Raw genomic sequence first — 16,473 nt, forward strand, 5'->3', positions numbered from 1 at the left:
AGTAATGGCCCGTTCGACTTGCATGTGTTACGCACGCCGCCAGCGTTAACCCTGAGCCAGGATCAAACCCTTCATCCTAAACTCTTGGGCCTCCTCTATCTACTTTTCAAAGACCAACATACATCAAGGGGTTCACCTATCAAACTCCCCAATTTCAAAATTCTTCCTTTTTTTAAAGAACTTCGTTTGCACACAAACGCAAACTTCATTTACTCTTTCATCCATCAGCGTTGTATATATTACCACATCACTCTACCTTTTGTCAATTTCTTTTTTATGAACTTATTTGTAAATTATTGTGAATTGATATTTTTTTTAAGTCTATTATTTTAAAAACTTCGATCCAATATTTAAACAAATGAGACCATAAAACAAAGATCTCGCTTAAGTTATATTAGTCTTGGTATTTATATTATTTCCAATAAATACTAAAACTTAATAATTATTTATTAAAATGGATTAATTTCATCGGATTTGATTTTAAAAAAATAGATGCTTTTTCAGCATCTATTTTTAATGGTAAATTTACAAAATTAGCTTTGCATTTCTTCCATGAATACAATCTCGCCTTTTAATAGAGCTTCTAAATCTTCAACTGTGTATACTTTAATTGGTCCTATACCATTAAAGGATGTTGCATATTCATTGGTGTAAGCACCAGTATTTATAAAATATACTATGTCGTTATAATCAATATTAATTGGCAATTCAATTTCATCATAGATAGTATCTACACTGTCACAGGTAGGACCAGCTAAGGTCATAGTTGTTGTTTCGGAATACTCTTTGCCTTCCACCAGCACTTCGTACCTGAAATTTTCAACGGTTTCCATTAAACCGTGAAAAACACCGGTATCTAAAAACACCCAGTTTTGTGTACCCTTTCTACTCCTTAAAAGAACTCTTGAGGCAATTATCCCTGCATTACCAACCATAGACCTTCCCGGCTCAGATAAAACTCTTAACCCTTTCACCCATCCAAGATACTCTTTGATCGATTCATTTATTATTTCTCCAATTTCTTCTACGTCCGGCACTGGTTTTGTATGTTTTACGGGAATACCACCGCCTAAATTCAGCATTTTTAAATCAATCTTTTGCTTGTGAAGTTTTTCAAAAACCTCACTGGCATTCAAAATTGCTTCCTTCCACTTGTATTTGTTATATGATTGCGAGCCTACGTGGAAAGACACCCCATATGGTATTAAACCTTTTCTTTTTGCATATTTTAGGATTTCTATTAGATGATCTACGTCAGTGCCAAATTTACCCGAAAGTGGCCAATCTGAATCGTTGGAACTCATTGACAATCTTCCGTATACTTTTGCACCCGGGGCGTTTCTTGCAATCTTTTCAACTTCCATCTCTGAATCTACTGCAAAATATTCTACTCCATTATCCCATGCGAATTTTATGTCTTTTTCTTTCTTTATTGTATTTCCAAAACTCATTTTATCTGTAGAAATTCCCAAGTTCATTAATTTTTCTATTTCCCCTTTTGATGCAACATCAAAAGAAGCTCCTAAATCTCTTAGTGTTTCTAGTATGCTAGTATGAGAATTGGCTTTTACCGCATAAAAAATTTCGACATCGTTGATTGAATTTTTGAGCTTGTAATAATTTTCCTTTACATAATTAGTGTCTAATACTAAAAAAGGTGTTTCTAGATTTTTTGCCGCTTCCCTTATTAGTTGCGTTAATTCCAATTTATCCAACCTCCCTAAGTTTTTTGTATTATATTACTTTTAGAAACTCTAGATTTATTTTATTTCTAAAGTATTTGGTTTTTAGAGAATCCTAAATTTAAGAATTATAAATTTACAATTGAATATTTAATACACAAAAAGTAACGTGCAAACATTTATTTAGTTAATATATAATTATGCTAAGTTACATTATTAAATATCCCCAATGGTATTCACAAAATTCCTTTGTAGTGGTATAATTTAAACAAATAGCAGTTAATAAGCCGAGGTGGCGGAATTGGTAGACGCGTAAGATTCAGGATCTTATGGGCTTTTAGTCCGTGCGGGTTCAAGTCCCGCCCTCGGCACCATCCACCTTTCCTTAAGAGGCGGAAGCCCGTTTCTTCAGAAAAGGTGGTTTTTTATTTTATGAGTCAGTTTTGATATAATTTAATAGTTATCCGAAAATCAAAAGGAGGCACTTTGTATTAATGAGAAGCGTTTTTAGAGATTTTACTGATTATTTTTTTGAAATATTGACTTATCCAAAAGAAAAGTGGAATTTATTTTGGCAAGATTACAAGAGAACTTTAAATTTTGTAAATCTTTATCAAGAAAAAAAAGGCATCAGGGATGATGAGATTGTTGAAAAATTTAAAAAAGTTGGAAGAAAGGAACTTGACAAGGCTTTTTGGTACAAGCAAGAAATTATAAAAGATTTAAAAGCCGATATCATCAATGACCTGACAAAATCCTCTAAAGAGTTTCAACTTGACAGAGGAGATTATGCGGTTTATTTAACTGTATTCATGGGTGATAGCCCTTACGAATTTTTAGAATCATTCAAAGGAACAATAATTGGTGTAGATATACTTTATTTTTATTTCAATAGGGATAAGATAGATCCAAAAACTTTAATAGAAGAAGCGATAAGGAAATTCATTAGTACTACAACACCCAATAAGAAAAAAGCTGACTTTTGGATTTTATACGATAAGATAAAAACACTTATTACTGATAAAAATTATAATGATAAGATGAGTATTTTAAAATTAATTTCTCAAATGTTATCTGAAAGAATACCTTATTATAATTGGGTGGGTTTTTATCTAGTCGATGAGGCAGAGAGCAATTCTCTTGTGTTAGGACCTTTTGTTGGAGAACCAACAGAACACAAAAAAATAAAGTTTGGACAAGGCATCTGTGGGCAAGCCGCAAGCACAAAAACAACCTTTGTTGTTGATGATGTTAGCAAAGAAGAGAACTATCTTTCATGCAGCCCAAAAACCCAGGCAGAAATAGTTGTTCCTATATTTGATAAAAATGGAAATATTGTTGGTGAAATAGATATCGATAGTCATGAAAAAGCTCCTTTTGATCAAGACGATCGATCATTTTTGGAGGCTATTGCCAAATTACTTTCTGAAAGATTTTGGTGAATAAGGTGATTGTGTGAATATTGATGAAATTAAAGAGATTTTTAAAGATCATTCTCCAAAACCTATTGGAGTAGAAAATTGTTTTTCTGTATTGATCCCTTTGATACAAAAAGACAACTCTTTACAACTTTTATACGAATTGAGATCAAAAACTTTAGTGAGACAACCTGGTGAAGTTTCTTTCCCTGGAGGAGAAATCGAGGCCAACGAAACACCAAAAAATGCAGCAATTAGAGAAAGTTGTGAGGAATTGAACTTGCAACCAAATAACATAGAAATATTGGGAGCAGCGGATTATCTCCTTACTCCCTTTAATTATTTGATATATTCGTATGTTGGCTTTTTGAATATAAACGTTAACACAATAAAACCTAATGAAGAAGTTGAAGAAGTTTTCACGGTACCTTTAGAATATTTGTTATCGCATGAACCTTTAGTGCATAACACTTATCTTACAAACGAAACAGATGAAGGCTTCCCTTTTGATCTTATCCCTAATGGAAAAGATTATAACTGGAGAGTTGGTAAATACCCTATTTATTTTTATGTATACGAAGATAAAATTATTTGGGGTATTACCGCCAGATTGACGTACGAGTTTATTAAGAAATTGAAGCGTTGACGATTCAATTACAGAGTATAAAAGTTAAATCATTTACATTTGTGCCAGTAGGTCCTGTTATAACTAGGCCGTCAATACTTTGTAAGGCATGATATGAGTCGTTGTCATTCAACACATTTTCAACATCTATTCCTTTGCCTTGTAACCTATTGACCGTTTCCCCATCAACTATTCCACCTGCTGCATCCGTTGGGCCATCAGTTCCATCTGTTCCTACCGAGGCAATCAAAACTCCTTGATATCCTTTAATACCTCGTGCAGCTGATAAAACCAGTTCTTGATTCCTTCCTCCTTTACCATTTCCTCTAACATGAACAACTGTTTCTCCTCCTAAAATTATTGCACAAGGTGTGTTTAATGGTCTTTCTCTTTCTTTTTCCTCTCTAACTATTGCAGCTAAAAACGAGCCCGCTTCTTTTGCTTCACAATCAAGGGTAGTTGTTAAAATCATAGTATTATATCCCAAACTTTGAGCAATCTTGGCAGCACTTTCACAAACCTTAGTTACACTACCTATAATCCTTGTTTCAACGTTGTTTAGATGTTTTGGAGTCTCTTTTTTTAGAGTTTGTAAGATTTCTTCTGAGAGTTGTAAGTCATACTTTTTTATTATTTTTTCCACATCTTTGATGGTGGTAGAGTCAGGGTATGCAGGACCAGATGCTATGCTATCCAATCTGTCCCCTAACACATCAGATAAAACAAGAGAATATATTTTTGCAGGTTCTACTAACTTTGCAAAATTCCCCCCTTTAACTCTAGAGAGATGTTTCCTAACTGTATTTATTTCCACTATATTTGCCCCGGATTTTAACAACATATCTGTTACATTTTTTATGTTTTCTAAAGTAAGATCATCAGCGGGAAGCTCAAAAAGGGCTGACCCTCCTCCGGAAACAAGAAATAATACCACATCGTCTTCGCGTAAATTTTGTACCAATTCTATAGCTTTCTTTGTGGCTTTTATAGTATTTTCATCTGGAATAGGGTGACCTGCTTCATATATTTGGAGCCCTTCTATAGTTCCTTGAGAATGGCCATGTTTTGTTATAACTATTCCATCTTTTACCTTATCCTTTAAGAAATCTTTTGCTGCTTTAGCCATCCTCCAAGCAGCTTTACCTATAGCAACTATATGAATATTATCATCTAAACTCAACTTCTCAAGTTCTTGCTGAACCGCTTTTTCTGGCAAAACAAAGTCTATTGACCCTTTTATTATCCTAAAGGCATCTTCACGTAAATTTTTCAAACAATCAACTCCTTACAATATCATTAAACTTATAATCCATATAACAATTGCTGCGGTGACTCCTTCTAACAATGTCCCCAGGGTTTGAAGCCTATAAGCTTGATTGACACTCATTCTAGAAAATTGTGAAACAACCCAGAAATAACTATCGTTAGCATGAGATACCACCATAGATCCAGCTCCAATGGCAACCACAGACAATGCTATTGCAGCAGGTGTAGTCAAACCAAGAGAGCCCATCAATGGTGCCATTAACGATGCAGTAGTTATTATAGCAACAGTTGAAGATCCTTGAGCTGATTTAATCGCTGCAGCTACGATAAAAGGCAGCCAGATACCTAAATTAGCTGTTGCTAAACCTTCGCCTAATACATTTGCAATTCCTGAATTTTGAAGGACTCTTCCAAATGCACCCCCAGCTCCTGTTATCAAAATAATAGATGCTGCATTCAACAATCCTTCACCTACCCAACCACTTGAAGAAAGCATCTTTTTATCTAATTTTTTGGGTAAAGTGAAAACTATTAAAACTCCTATTAAAAGAGCGATTACCGGATTACCAACGAACCCAAAAAAGCTTCTAACAGCGCTATCCCCAAAAGGTCTGGTTGGGAAATCAGAAATTGATTTTAAAAGAATCAATATGATAGGCACAACTATGGGCATGAAAGAATTAAAAGTCGAAGGAGCTTTCTTAGTTCTTTCCTCTGTCTCGACATCGCTTAATTCTGGTTCTGGTTCAATATATATTCTTTTGCCCATTATATTGGCATATAATACGCCTATAAGCATGGCAGGAATAGAAACTATCAACCCAATCAATATAACCATCCCCAAATCCGCGCCTAAGATCCCAGCGGCTGCTATGGGTCCTGGGGTAGGTGGAACCATCGTATGTGTAGCATATAATCCAAGACTCAGGGCAAGACCAGTAGCTGCAAGGGAGAACTTTGCCCTCTTCGTAACAGCCCTATTTAAAGGAGAAAGGATTACAAATCCAGAGTCACAAAAAACAGGTATGGAAACTATATAACCTATTATAGCCATAGCCAAAGGAACTCTCTTTTCCCCAGTTAATTTTAAGGTAGCCTCAGCCATCTTAAACGCGCCGCCAGACTTTTCAAGGAAAGTCCCGATTATCGTACCAGCGGCGATCACGATGCCTATACTTCCAAGCGTGCCTCCAAAACCACCGGTGATTGAATCAACTATTTCTATCAAACTCATTCCAGAAAAAATACCAAACAAAACAGCAGTGAAAAGCAAAACTAAGAAAGGGTGTAACGTCAACCTAGCGGTTGCAAAAATTATAAAAATAACAGATAAAATCAACAAAATGATCAACCATATACCCATTAGTAATACCTCCTTAATATTAATTAATGTATTTCTTTTTCCAAATACATTCTTTTGTCCGCTATTTCAATGGCTTTCTCAATATCAGGAGCTTCTTCAGGAACAAGACAATACCCTACACTTATAGAAGATATTATCAATATATCGTTGAACGTTATTGGAGTTTTAACTGTTGATTTGATCCTTTGTATAATTATATCAATACTATTGTTCTCAGTTATTTCATTTATTATTATAACAAATTCGTCTCCTCCGTATCTAAAGATTAAATCATTAGATTTAATAGAATTTTGAATTCTCTTTGTAAGAATTTTTAAAGCTTGATCCCCTACGGTGTGACCAAAATTATCGTTAATCTTTTTAAAATTGTCAAAGTCCAGAAAAATATCCGCCTTTTTTGAACTATCGGATTTATGTTGAGAAATATATTCTTCAAGGGCTTTTCTACTGTATACTCGGGTTAATATATCTACCTTTGAATTTAGAAACAGTTCATTCAAAGAAAAAATAGATTTTAAAATCCTATCTACATCTTCTAAAAAGTAATTTATTAATTCTTTTTCAAATTCAGATATCTTTGCTTGCTTAAACCAATCAACATTCAAAACACCTATTATTTCATTTTTTACGATAATCGGTATGCCCAACCAAGACTTGGACAAGCTATGTTTTTGATTCCAAAGAGTATTCGTTTTAGTGTCCTTCATGAAAAGTATTTTTTTTGTATCTAATACTTTTTTAATATGTTCTCCACTAATTTGTATTTCTGAGGCAAGTTCTTCTAAAGGAAGAAAGTCTAAATTCTTTGACCAGAATAAAAATCTCCATTTACCATCAGGTGGAGTTATTAAAAAACTCCAAGAATCGGCTTTTAAAAAGAGAGGTAACTTTTCTATAATAGATTTAAGTGCATAATCCTTTTCGACCTCTTTTTCTAAACAAGTAATAGCCGTTTCAAATAGAGAACTTTTAAATCGATTTCTTATAACCTTTTTCGGACTGGGAGGAGTGAAAGCAGGTGGTTTGTCTTCTTCTTTAGTGATTCTTCGAACATAGATAGCGGTTTTTATCCCCGTGTAAAAAACAAAGGCCAATATAAACAAAAATACAATAGAAATGATTATATATACCATACTATCCTCCTTCCTCAAATATTAATAATTATAGTATAAATTTTTTACATATCACTCGGTTCTATCCAAAGGGATAAAATTGTGATTTTTTATAACTTTTTATAATCCACTACAGCAAAAGTCCATAATTTGTAGTTTGAGCTTTTAACCCATTCGGCGTTTATGGGCATAGCAAATTCCGGAGCCAATCGCCCATTTAATATCCAGTATTTTGACTCTTCATTGTTATATATACCTGGATTTACCAAAATCTTCAGCTTTAAAGCGCTATCTACTATATCCACAAAATCTATGGTATCTTCATTTTGAAGGAGACGTTTTATCTCTTCTAAAATTTTTTTAGATGGTAAGGGTTTAACATTAATCAGAGCGATATTCTTTGAAAGAGGACCAACAATTTTAACGTTTGCAATGTCTCTTTGAACATCGTAAAAATCAAGCACATCGTGAATCACTTCATTGGCAATGATATCAGCTCTTGAATGATAATCTCTATTAACAGACATTTTTAATAAATGTTTGTATTTACAACCTTCTCTTATATTATTCTCCCCAATTTTTGGTATCTTCATATTATAGTATTCCAAAATCTCCCTTATCTCTTCTTTGTTCAAATTTAAAAGTGGAGAGTATATCCCATTAAAAAACTTAATCCCCGTATTGCCCCATGAATCAGATAAGTTGGCACCTGAAGCAACTATCCCCTTATAAGAAAACTGCTTTACCTTTCCGATTTTTACAATCCTTGTACATTGATTACAATTTGGACCATGGTACATTATCTCTTCCTGTTCTTCTTCACCACGTGAAAAAAACAATTTTAAACCCAACTGTTTGGATAAGGTTAAAACAGCTTCTAATCCTTTTGAGTAAGAATAACCACCAAAACAAACGTTCACCAAAGTAATCTTACTTTTAGAAAAAATATCTTTTGCAAGTAATGCCACAACGGTACTGTCCATACCTCCTGAAAAAGCAATATACAAATGTTTATTATCTATTATCTCTTTCATTTCCTTTTTTATAGAATCTATTTTTTCTTCAATCGTTGTTGTCATTCCTCTCTCCCGTTTATCTCTTAATTGTTTCTCTTTACCATAAAAATCAATTAATTTGTACATTTCTTCGATTTCCACTATTAAAAGAGCAAGTTTATTTTCTTTTGTTTTTTTTGTAGAACCTCTTCAATTCTCTCCAATAAACCTTTCACGTTTGACAAACCTGTCAAAGAATCATGTTTGAGTACTCTTGTTATTTCTTCTTCTTTTTTAACCCTATTGGTAATATCCGTATTTATAGCTATATACCCTATTACTTCGTTGTTGTATCCTTTAATTTCAAAGAAATTTGAATAAAGGAATATGACTTCTCCATTCTATTTTCTATCTATTATTCTACCGCTCCAAAATCCTTTTGATTTAAGTTCTTGCCACATTTGCTCCCCAAAAATTTTTATCGTGCATATTTGAAGCCCAAAAGTGAGGATCTTACCGATAACCTCATCAAGAGTATAGCCAGTCAATTTTAAAAATGCTTTGTTTACCCTTAGTACTTTGTTGTTTTTATCAGTTATAACTATGGCCTGAGGAAAATTGCCAATTACCTCTTTTGGAAAAAATATATCTAAGCTCATCAATCCGAAATTTTGATTAGGATTACGAACCAAAACGTATAAAACATCTTTTCCGTCCCTTCTTTTTTTCTCCCCAATTAAATCAAAAAAATTAAAATCTTCTTTATCACTTTTCAAAGATACTTTCATCGCACACTCGGCTTCGTGTTCACTACTATTAACTTTATCGATAATTTTTGGACATCTTCTTCTTTTATTAAAGCTAGTAACTCATCACGATTATTTGGAAGTTCGTTTTTTCCAATTCCGGTGATTTGTTTCAAATTTTCTCAATACAAGATCTTACCATTAGACAGATCTATTCGCATTATAGTTCCTGCATACATCTCTGAAGCGGACTCATACATATCCAGTAGTTCTTTTAGCGTATTTTCATGATTTCCCACCATAATCTCTCCTGTTTAAAAAGTATTCGCTGTAAATCCTTTATAGTTATATATAATTAAAATCTGTATGATAAAATATATATTGATTATATTATACTCTTTTTAATTATAAATAACGTCCAAAAAATGTTTCTTTTTTTACAAAAAATGCCAAAAGAGGTGATTGTGTTGATGAAAATAAAAAAAGAAAACTCTATATTTAGTTTCTCTAAAACAAATGCTCCTGTGGCTAAGGTTAAACCCAAAGAGAAAATCAGTATAGAGACAAAAGATGCTTTAAGTGATGAAATAAGATCTGAGAACCAACCTTTCGATTCAATAAACTGGGAAAAAGTTAATCCGGCTACAGGTCCTATTTTCATTGAAGGGGCAAAAGAGGGAGACGTTTTGGAAGTTAATATAGAAAATATAAAAATAACTCGAGATTATGGTGTAATGTTAACGGGCAAAGATATGGGAGCCTTAGGTGATTCTTTTGAACGAAGTTTTATCAAAATAGTACCAATAAAAGAAAACAAAGCTTTTTTGTATGACTATGAAATCCCTTTAAAACCGATGATAGGGGTTATTGGTACCGCTCCTAAGGAAGGGAATATACCTTGTGGTACACCTGGAGAGCATGGTGGAAACATGGACTGTAATATCATTGGAGAAGGAACTACGGTGTATCTACCTGTGAATGTTGAAGGAGCTTTATTTGCTTTAGGCGATTTACATGCAGCTATGGGAGATGGGGAAGTTTGCGTGACAGGTGTGGAAATCCCCACTGAAGTATCCGTTTCATTCAATATAATAAAAGATAAAAATTGGAAATTGCCTATGGTGAAAACTGAAAAAAATATTTATACATTAGCTTCAAACCCATCTTTAGATGAAGCTTCAATTACAGCAACAAAAAACATGGTACATTTTTTGACCGAAGAATATAAACTCAGTAAAGAACAAGCTATGTTCTTACTAAGCGCTGCTGGAAATCTTCAAATTTGCCAAGTTGTTGATCCTTTAAAAACCGTGAGAATGGAACTACCTTTAGAATTTCTAAAATAGACATTTTTACCAATAAAAGGGGAGTAAGTCATTGACAGCACTTATAAACTTTGTAATAATAGCAACCATAGGAAACATATCCAAAAGGTTTTTGCCGAAAAACACAGGTGATATCCTAACAACTTTGATAATCAATTTTACTCTTCCCATGACTGTATTCATAGGTATAACTTCATCTCAAATAGATTTATCTAAATTATTTTTTGTTCTGATAGGCTTTTTAGGTAGTTTGCTGATCTTTTGGGGTGGGAAATTTTTATTAAGAACTTTAAAAATCGAAGATGTAAAAATAAGTACCGTAATACTATTAGCCTTTTGTGGAGTGAACATTGGCCTTTTCATGTACCCTTTGGCAGAAATGTTATGGGGTATTGAATCAATAACTTACTTTGCACTTTACGACTTAGGAAACAGTTTTATAGTATTTGGGGTTGGCAAATCTGTTGCTGAAGGAAAAGGAGGCAAATTCCATATTGTAGACTTATTAGAATTTCCTCCTTTTATAGCTTTAATTTTAGCTTTTCTCCTAAACGGCGTTAATTTACCTGAATTCGTACTTTCACCTATGATGGTTATAAAAGATGCCAATAATTTTTTGATAATGTTTTTAGTAGGTTTTTATTTCAATATAGTATCTCTAAAAGTTCACAGAAGGATCTTAACGATTTCTGTAACCACAAAGTATTTATTGGGGCTTATAGTTTCGTTATTCACTTTACTAATCCCTGTAAGTACAGAACTGCAAAGAATTTCTCTTTTTCTTTCCCCATTGCTACCAAGTGCAATGATGGCGATCGTTTATTCGGTAAAAAACAACTATGACTCCGAACTCGCTAGCAGTTTCGTGAGTCTTACAACTCTTATTTCTTTCATAATTGTATTTGCTGTAACAGCGATAATGGGGTTTTGATCACGTCTTTTGCTTTTTTAAAATTTACTATTCATAATTCTCTACTTAGGAGTTGAACGGTTTTCCTTTTTAAATATCTCCATAGTATTAAGCTAAAAATCAAGAATATGAAGTTTAGAATGATGAAAATAAGATACTGATTGAATAATGGAACCAATTTATATATCAAGAACCCTACGATTCCTACAACTCCAAAAACCAACAATATAGCAAGCAAACCATTTATATTTTGTTTCATTGCCTTCTGTGGATTATCCCAGTTTAAGTATGGTTTTGAAGCATCAATAATCATTTGAATTATATTTAGAAATAAATTGAAAATAATCGATAAAATCATGGCTCCGCAAAACTCGTAAAGATCTAGTTTAAAAAGAAACGTACCAATAATTAAACCAGAAACAAAACCTAAAGAGCTTATTTGCATAATATGTTTAATTTTGACCCTCAAAATTTGATCTACATTCACTGGTATTATTTTCAGTTCTTTTATCAAATTTCCTTCTCTTGAAAAACATGAATAAGAAAGACCGTTTATAGACGAAGCTAAGGTTGCAACAAAACCAACAATGAATAATTTGTATTGTAATATCGTGCTGATTATTTCCCTACTTAAGCCTAGTTCCACATTATTGAATATAATACCAAAGACTATCAATATTATAGGAAAAGCTAAAACATTAGCAAATCCATTGACTGAAAATGAAGGCGTTTTCAAAAAATACAACCACTCCCTTTTTAATAAAGCTTTTTCTAAAGTTGATTCTTTGTTGAAGAAGTTATAATTTTCTTGAGTTTTAGATTTTCTAATTAAAGGTTTTGATTCTATCAAGGAAGAATAATTAGAAAAGTATAACTTTTCACCAATATACAACGTTAAAATTAATAGGGATAAATGGAAACCAAGGAACAATAAAAGCCATACTAAATTTAAAAAAATGCCACTAGTTAAAGATTTTACAGCTAAAAAAGCGGGGGGATAAATCCTTGCTAACCTAGTAATGACGCTATCAGGATTGATAGAAATATTGGGTATTTCGTTGCTATTTTGCATATTTATTGAAAAATTTGACCCAGATAAAAACAAATATAAACCAAAGATAACCATAAGAAAAATTGTTGATAAATACAATAGAAGTTCTCGTCTATTAGATTTTTTTAATAATCTTGAAGTGAACAAAGTATAGAGTAAAACCACGGTCATGGGAAATACTTGCGAAAAAAGAAAAATAATTATGAATATCACATAATATAAAAAATTTTGTTTAGTATAAACCCCAAAATAAATCAAAGAAGGCAGCAATAATATCAATGAAATAAACATTTGATCTGATAAAATCACAGATAATTTCCCTAAAATAACTTCATAAGGTTTCAAAGGTAAGGTTAATAAAAATTTCATATCTTTATTGATAAATAATTCTCCAATCAGCAGAAAAGCACCTAAGAAGAAGCCAAAAAAACCAGCTAAGACAAAATAATTTGCCAGAAATAATGGCTGTATATTCAAGATTGTGTAAGTCTCCAAAGTATTTTTAAGCATGTTGAGGTAGGGAAATGAATAGGCAACGACCGTTGTTACAAGTGCGCAAAAAATAACTATAAAAGTAATTAAATCGCTTTTATTCCTTTTTATGGAGTATTTAGTTTTGGAAATTCCATAGTGCTGATTTAATTTAATCAAGATAAGAGAAATCAATCTTTTCACTTTCACTATTTGTCACCTCTAAGAATATTTGTTCCAAACTTTTATCCCCTTTGAGCTTTCTTAGATCTTTTATAGAACCTTCAAAGATGATTCTTCCCTTATTAATGATGGCTATTTCATCGCAAACTTTTTCTGCAATTTCCATAATATGTGTGGAAAAAAATACTATATTTCCTGCTTCCACATGTTTTTTCATAAGATTTTTTAGAATAAAAGCTGATTCAGGATCAAGTCCAACAATCGGCTCGTCGAGAATCCAGAACTTTGGGTTGTGGATCAACGCAGCAATCAGAGCTAACTTCTGTTTCATCCCATGGGAGTAAGTAGAAATGGGGTTGCTAATAGCGTTTTCGAGCTTAAAGGTTTTTATCAACCATTCCCCTCTTTTTTTGCGTTCTTCAAGCGGTACTTCAAATACATCACTTATAAAATTTAGGTAAGATATTCCGGTTATCTTTTCAAAAAGAAATGGTTCATCCGGAACAAAACCTATCAACTTTTTTATCTTTATAGGTTCTTTTTGAAAATCCATACCATCATAAATAATTCTTCCAAAAGTTGGTTTGTACAAACCAGTAATCATGCTTATAGTGGTTGTTTTTCCTGCACCGTTAGGCCCTAAAAACCCAAAAATTTTCCCATCTTCTATTAGCAAGTTTACATGATCCACCGCCGTTACATTTTCAGAAAAACGTTTTGTAAGATCTATCAATTCAATCAATTTGATTACTGCCTCCTTTGTTAGGAACTCGGATCAAGTCCCCGACATCTAGGGAATTATCCCACTTCAAAATTATTTTTTGGTTGGGATTTGCACTGTCAATTAAACTACCATCTTCAAGATTTACTATTTGATCCAATAATATTTTAGTATTTTCGCCTTTTTTGGTTACAATTTCTAATTCTTCACCCTTTTCTATCTTATTCCTGACATCAACAATATATTGATCTTTAGACATCTTGTCGATTATTTTTCCCACAAATTTGTAATTTCTAACGTAAGAAGAAGTCTTATAATTTTGGGAGTTTTCATCCGGCCTATTAAAATAAAAACCGGCTGTGTATTCCCTGTGGCTGACACTTTCAAGTTCTTTTTTTAAGCAATCGATAAGTTCCTTTGTGTATTCTTTATTGTAATAACTATCGATTGCCTGTCTGTACACTTTGGTCGTTACTCCCGCATAATAACTACTTTTCATCCTTCCTTCTATCTTTAAACTATCAACCCCGGTTTCGATTATTTTGTCAAGAAAATCGATAGAGCAAAGATCTTTAGAATTCATAATGTACGTTCCTCTTTCATCTTCAACCACAGGAAAATACTCCCCAGGTCTTTTTTCTTCCATTAGATAGTATTTCCATCTACAGGGCTGTGTACATTGCCCTCTGTTGGCATCTCGTCCCGTTAAGTAATTACTTAATAGACATCTACCTGAAATAGATACACACATTGCTCCATGGATGAATACTTCAACTTCTATATCTGGAACTTTTTCTCTGATTTCTGATATTTCACTTAATGAAAGTTCTCTTGCCAATATAACCCTCTTCGCTCCTAGATCCCTCCACATGGCCACACTAGCCCAATTGGTGTTACTTGCCTGGGTGCTAATGATCAAAGGTAAGTTTGAGCTTCTTTTCACAAGATTAAATACACCCAAATCTGCAACTATTAACCCATCAACGTTTAAACTTTCCAAATAGCTTATATAATCAGGTAAGAGATCCAATTCAGAATTGTGAGGTATTGCATTGAGAGTAACAAAAAGCTTCTTTTGTAAATCTTTTGCTAATTTTACAGCTTTTTCCAATTCTTCGTCTTCAAAATTTTTGGAAAACGCCCTTAAATTTAGGATTTTTCCACCAATGTATGCGGCATCGGCACCATAGTGATACACAGTTTCCAATTTTTCGTAGTTTCCCGCGGGAGACAACAACTCAACTTTCTTCATGGCAATAAAAAGTTCACCTCGAATCCATAAGATATCAAAAATGTCTCAAATTCTTCCTCACCATTCTTCAAGGATTTCCATTTCAATTCAAAATCTCCTAACTTTGTGTCAAACAAGAAACGAAAAATATTGCTGTTGATAATACCTTTTGAGTTTGTTCCATGATCCCAAATATAACTGAAAAAACCCTTTTCAAAGGCTAAGGTTATATCGACACTGTTTATCTGGGAATCTTCCCCATACTTGAAACCAAACGGATAGTCAAAAAAGATTCTGGCACCAGGTTCGTTAGATAAAGCGATAGTTCTGTAGTATAAATCATCGTACGGATACCCGTTTGAGAAAAAGTTATCTTGTATTTCATATCTTTCAAAACCAATTTTAAATTTGGCACCTTCAAAATCAAAGGTCTTCGAAAGGCCTAAACCATAACCAGTGCTAAGTGTGGCATAATTAAACGCATATTCAGTATCTATATTTATCTCCCAAACAGGGATGATCTTAATATATCCTCCATATAGCCCCGCAACTGATTTTATAAACATATTTACAGGATTAGGCAGATCTCCCGCCACCTGATTCAAAGAGCTTATTCCAAAAAAAAGTTTCTCATTTGGATTATAATTCAAACCATTATAAAAAGCATTTCGGAAGGCGATAAACTCGTCATCCATGGTGGCATATTCCTCTTTTGAAAGCAAAGGCACCATAGATAAAACAGCGAAATCGTAATCTAATTTATCATTAAAAGAATAAGAAATAGCCAACGTATCATAATAAGGAGAGTTATCAGATACCACTAGGTTGTATTTCATAGGACCGTATGAAAGAGGGACTCTTCCCACCAAAAAACTAAGATCTTCTTTATTGTAAGATAAATAAGAATAAGTGGGAAAATCCAAAGAGATATAAACCAAAGATGGAAGATTGAAAAGACTGTAATTTTCGTAAGTAAAATAAGATGTATCAGCTACCCTAAAATCAGCGATGAACTGTGTGTAAAAATAATCACTGTAATAATTTTTGAATCCAAAAGTGAATAAGTCCCCGTTTTCTAAAGCAAAATCTCTGAACAGGACTTCGCTTATCTCTGTACTTCTATACCAACCTCCGGATAAGTTAAAATCATCCATGATTCTACTTTCGTATTTTAAATCTATTGAAAAGTGTATGTAATTTTCAAAACTTTCTGGAGTGCTGTTTAAATCGCCATAAATGGGGTATTTTAAATAGACTTTCCCTAACTTTTTAAAATAATATTCCGGATCACTTTTTGTTAGCAGATTGGCAGATGAGAAACTAAATATTGTCAACAAAATGGTTAGTAAAAAAAGATAAAGTTTTTTCATTTAT

Annotated in this window: 14 protein-coding genes, 1 tRNA gene and 1 rRNA gene; 5 read left to right on the forward strand and 11 right to left on the reverse strand. The window is 32.9% G+C overall.

From position 1 onward, the window contains the following. Positions 1–78, reverse strand: a 16S ribosomal RNA gene (locus AD60_RS02800); the annotation flags it as partial. Between the two features lie 455 nt (positions 79–533). Beyond that, positions 534–1,706 (reverse strand): type III PLP-dependent enzyme, encoded by a 1,173-nt coding sequence (locus AD60_RS02805; protein ID WP_103876880.1) that lies wholly within the window; start codon positions 1,704–1,706, stop codon positions 534–536. A 262-nt stretch (positions 1,707–1,968) separates the two neighbouring features. Between AD60_RS02805 and AD60_RS02810 the strand changes: the two genes are divergently transcribed. The 3 genes from AD60_RS02810 to AD60_RS02820 all read left to right on the forward strand — a co-directional run bounded on the left by AD60_RS02810 (position 1,969) and on the right by AD60_RS02820 (position 3,746). Continuing rightward, positions 1,969–2,056: transfer RNA gene (locus tag AD60_RS02810), tRNA-Leu, on the forward strand. A 120-nt stretch (positions 2,057–2,176) separates the two neighbouring features. Then, positions 2,177–3,124 (forward strand): GAF domain-containing protein, encoded by a 948-nt coding sequence (locus AD60_RS02815; protein ID WP_199177832.1) that lies wholly within the window; start codon positions 2,177–2,179, stop codon positions 3,122–3,124. A gap of 13 nt (positions 3,125–3,137) precedes the next feature. Further along, positions 3,138–3,746 carry a CoA pyrophosphatase gene (locus tag AD60_RS02820; protein ID WP_103876879.1) on the forward strand — a complete coding sequence of 203 codons (609 nt, stop codon included), beginning with the start codon at positions 3,138–3,140 and terminating at the stop codon, positions 3,744–3,746. 4 nt (positions 3,747–3,750) lie between these two features. Here AD60_RS02820 and AD60_RS02825 read toward each other — a convergent pair whose 3' ends face one another. The 5 genes from AD60_RS02825 to AD60_RS02845 form a co-directional block, all read right to left on the reverse strand. Next, positions 3,751–4,998, reverse strand: a complete 1,248-nt coding sequence (locus AD60_RS02825) for a glycerate kinase (RefSeq protein ID WP_103876878.1) — start codon at positions 4,996–4,998, stop codon at positions 3,751–3,753. 12 nt (positions 4,999–5,010) lie between these two features. Beyond that, the gene (locus AD60_RS02830; protein ID WP_103876877.1) at positions 5,011–6,354 is read right to left on the reverse strand and encodes a GntP family permease; all 1,344 of its coding nucleotides are present in this window, start codon (positions 6,352–6,354) and stop codon (positions 5,011–5,013) included. Between the two features lie 23 nt (positions 6,355–6,377). Then, complete coding sequence (locus AD60_RS02835) at positions 6,378–7,487, reverse strand: diguanylate cyclase domain-containing protein (protein WP_103927297.1); 1,110 nt, start codon at positions 7,485–7,487, stop codon at positions 6,378–6,380. 89 nt (positions 7,488–7,576) lie between these two features. Then, a complete protein-coding gene (locus AD60_RS02840) occupies positions 7,577–8,608 on the reverse strand; it encodes an ExsB family protein (protein WP_233186802.1) in 1,032 nt (343 codons plus the stop codon). A gap of 254 nt (positions 8,609–8,862) precedes the next feature. Continuing rightward, positions 8,863–9,249: a PAS domain S-box protein gene (locus tag AD60_RS02845; RefSeq protein WP_103876875.1), complete on the reverse strand. Its 387-nt coding sequence runs from the start codon at positions 9,247–9,249 to the stop codon at positions 8,863–8,865. Positions 9,250–9,674: 425 nt separating this feature from the next. On the opposite strand from AD60_RS02845, the gene AD60_RS02850 reads away from it, so the two are divergent. Together AD60_RS02850 and AD60_RS02855 are read left to right on the forward strand one after the other, a co-directional pair. Continuing rightward, positions 9,675–10,553, forward strand: coding sequence for an acetamidase/formamidase family protein (locus AD60_RS02850; protein WP_370445628.1), 879 nt, complete (start codon positions 9,675–9,677; stop codon positions 10,551–10,553). Positions 10,554–10,584: 31 nt separating this feature from the next. After that, positions 10,585–11,463 (forward strand): AEC family transporter, encoded by an 879-nt coding sequence (locus AD60_RS02855; protein WP_103876874.1) that lies wholly within the window; start codon positions 10,585–10,587, stop codon positions 11,461–11,463. 31 nt (positions 11,464–11,494) lie between these two features. Here AD60_RS02855 and AD60_RS02860 read toward each other — a convergent pair whose 3' ends face one another. From AD60_RS02860 to AD60_RS02875, 4 genes are read right to left on the reverse strand one after another with little or no spacing between them, the layout of a single operon-like run. After that, complete coding sequence (locus AD60_RS02860; protein WP_103876873.1) at positions 11,495–13,174, reverse strand: hypothetical protein; 1,680 nt, start codon at positions 13,172–13,174, stop codon at positions 11,495–11,497. Next, the gene (locus AD60_RS02865; RefSeq protein WP_103876872.1) at positions 13,137–13,889 is read right to left on the reverse strand and encodes an ABC transporter ATP-binding protein; all 753 of its coding nucleotides are present in this window, start codon (positions 13,887–13,889) and stop codon (positions 13,137–13,139) included. Before AD60_RS02865 ends, AD60_RS02860 begins: the two co-directional genes overlap by 38 nt. Continuing rightward, the gene (locus AD60_RS02870) at positions 13,882–15,120 is read right to left on the reverse strand and encodes a U32 family peptidase (RefSeq protein ID WP_103876871.1); all 1,239 of its coding nucleotides are present in this window, start codon (positions 15,118–15,120) and stop codon (positions 13,882–13,884) included. The genes AD60_RS02865 and AD60_RS02870 overlap by 8 nt, the downstream gene beginning before the upstream one ends. Continuing rightward, entirely contained in the window at positions 15,117–16,469 is a 1,353-nt protein-coding gene (locus AD60_RS02875) for a hypothetical protein (RefSeq protein WP_103876870.1), read from the reverse strand. Before AD60_RS02875 ends, AD60_RS02870 begins: the two co-directional genes overlap by 4 nt. Between the last annotated feature and the right edge of the window lie 4 nt (positions 16,470–16,473).

The sequence above is a fragment of the Petrotoga sp. SL27 genome (assembly GCF_002924605.1).
In the GTDB taxonomy this organism is placed as follows: domain Bacteria; phylum Thermotogota; class Thermotogae; order Petrotogales; family Petrotogaceae; genus Petrotoga; species Petrotoga sibirica.

Coding starts and splice junctions, on each gene's coding strand:
- AD60_RS02835 (WP_103927297.1), bottom strand. CDS start 7,487: ATGGTATATATAATCATTTCTATTGTATTTTTGTTTATATTGGCCTTT.
- AD60_RS02870 (WP_103876871.1), bottom strand. CDS start 15,120: ATGAAGAAAGTTGAGTTGTTGTCTCCCGCGGGAAACTACGAAAAATTG.
- AD60_RS02875 (WP_103876870.1), bottom strand. CDS start 16,469: ATGAAAAAACTTTATCTTTTTTTACTAACCATTTTGTTGACAATATTT.
- AD60_RS02815 (WP_199177832.1), top strand. CDS start 2,177: ATGAGAAGCGTTTTTAGAGATTTTACTGATTATTTTTTTGAAATATTG.
- AD60_RS02840 (WP_233186802.1), bottom strand. CDS start 8,608: ATGTACAAATTAATTGATTTTTATGGTAAAGAGAAACAATTAAGAGAT.
- AD60_RS02830 (WP_103876877.1), bottom strand. CDS start 6,354: ATGGGTATATGGTTGATCATTTTGTTGATTTTATCTGTTATTTTTATA.
- AD60_RS02845 (WP_103876875.1), bottom strand. CDS start 9,249: ATGAAAGTATCTTTGAAAAGTGATAAAGAAGATTTTAATTTTTTTGAT.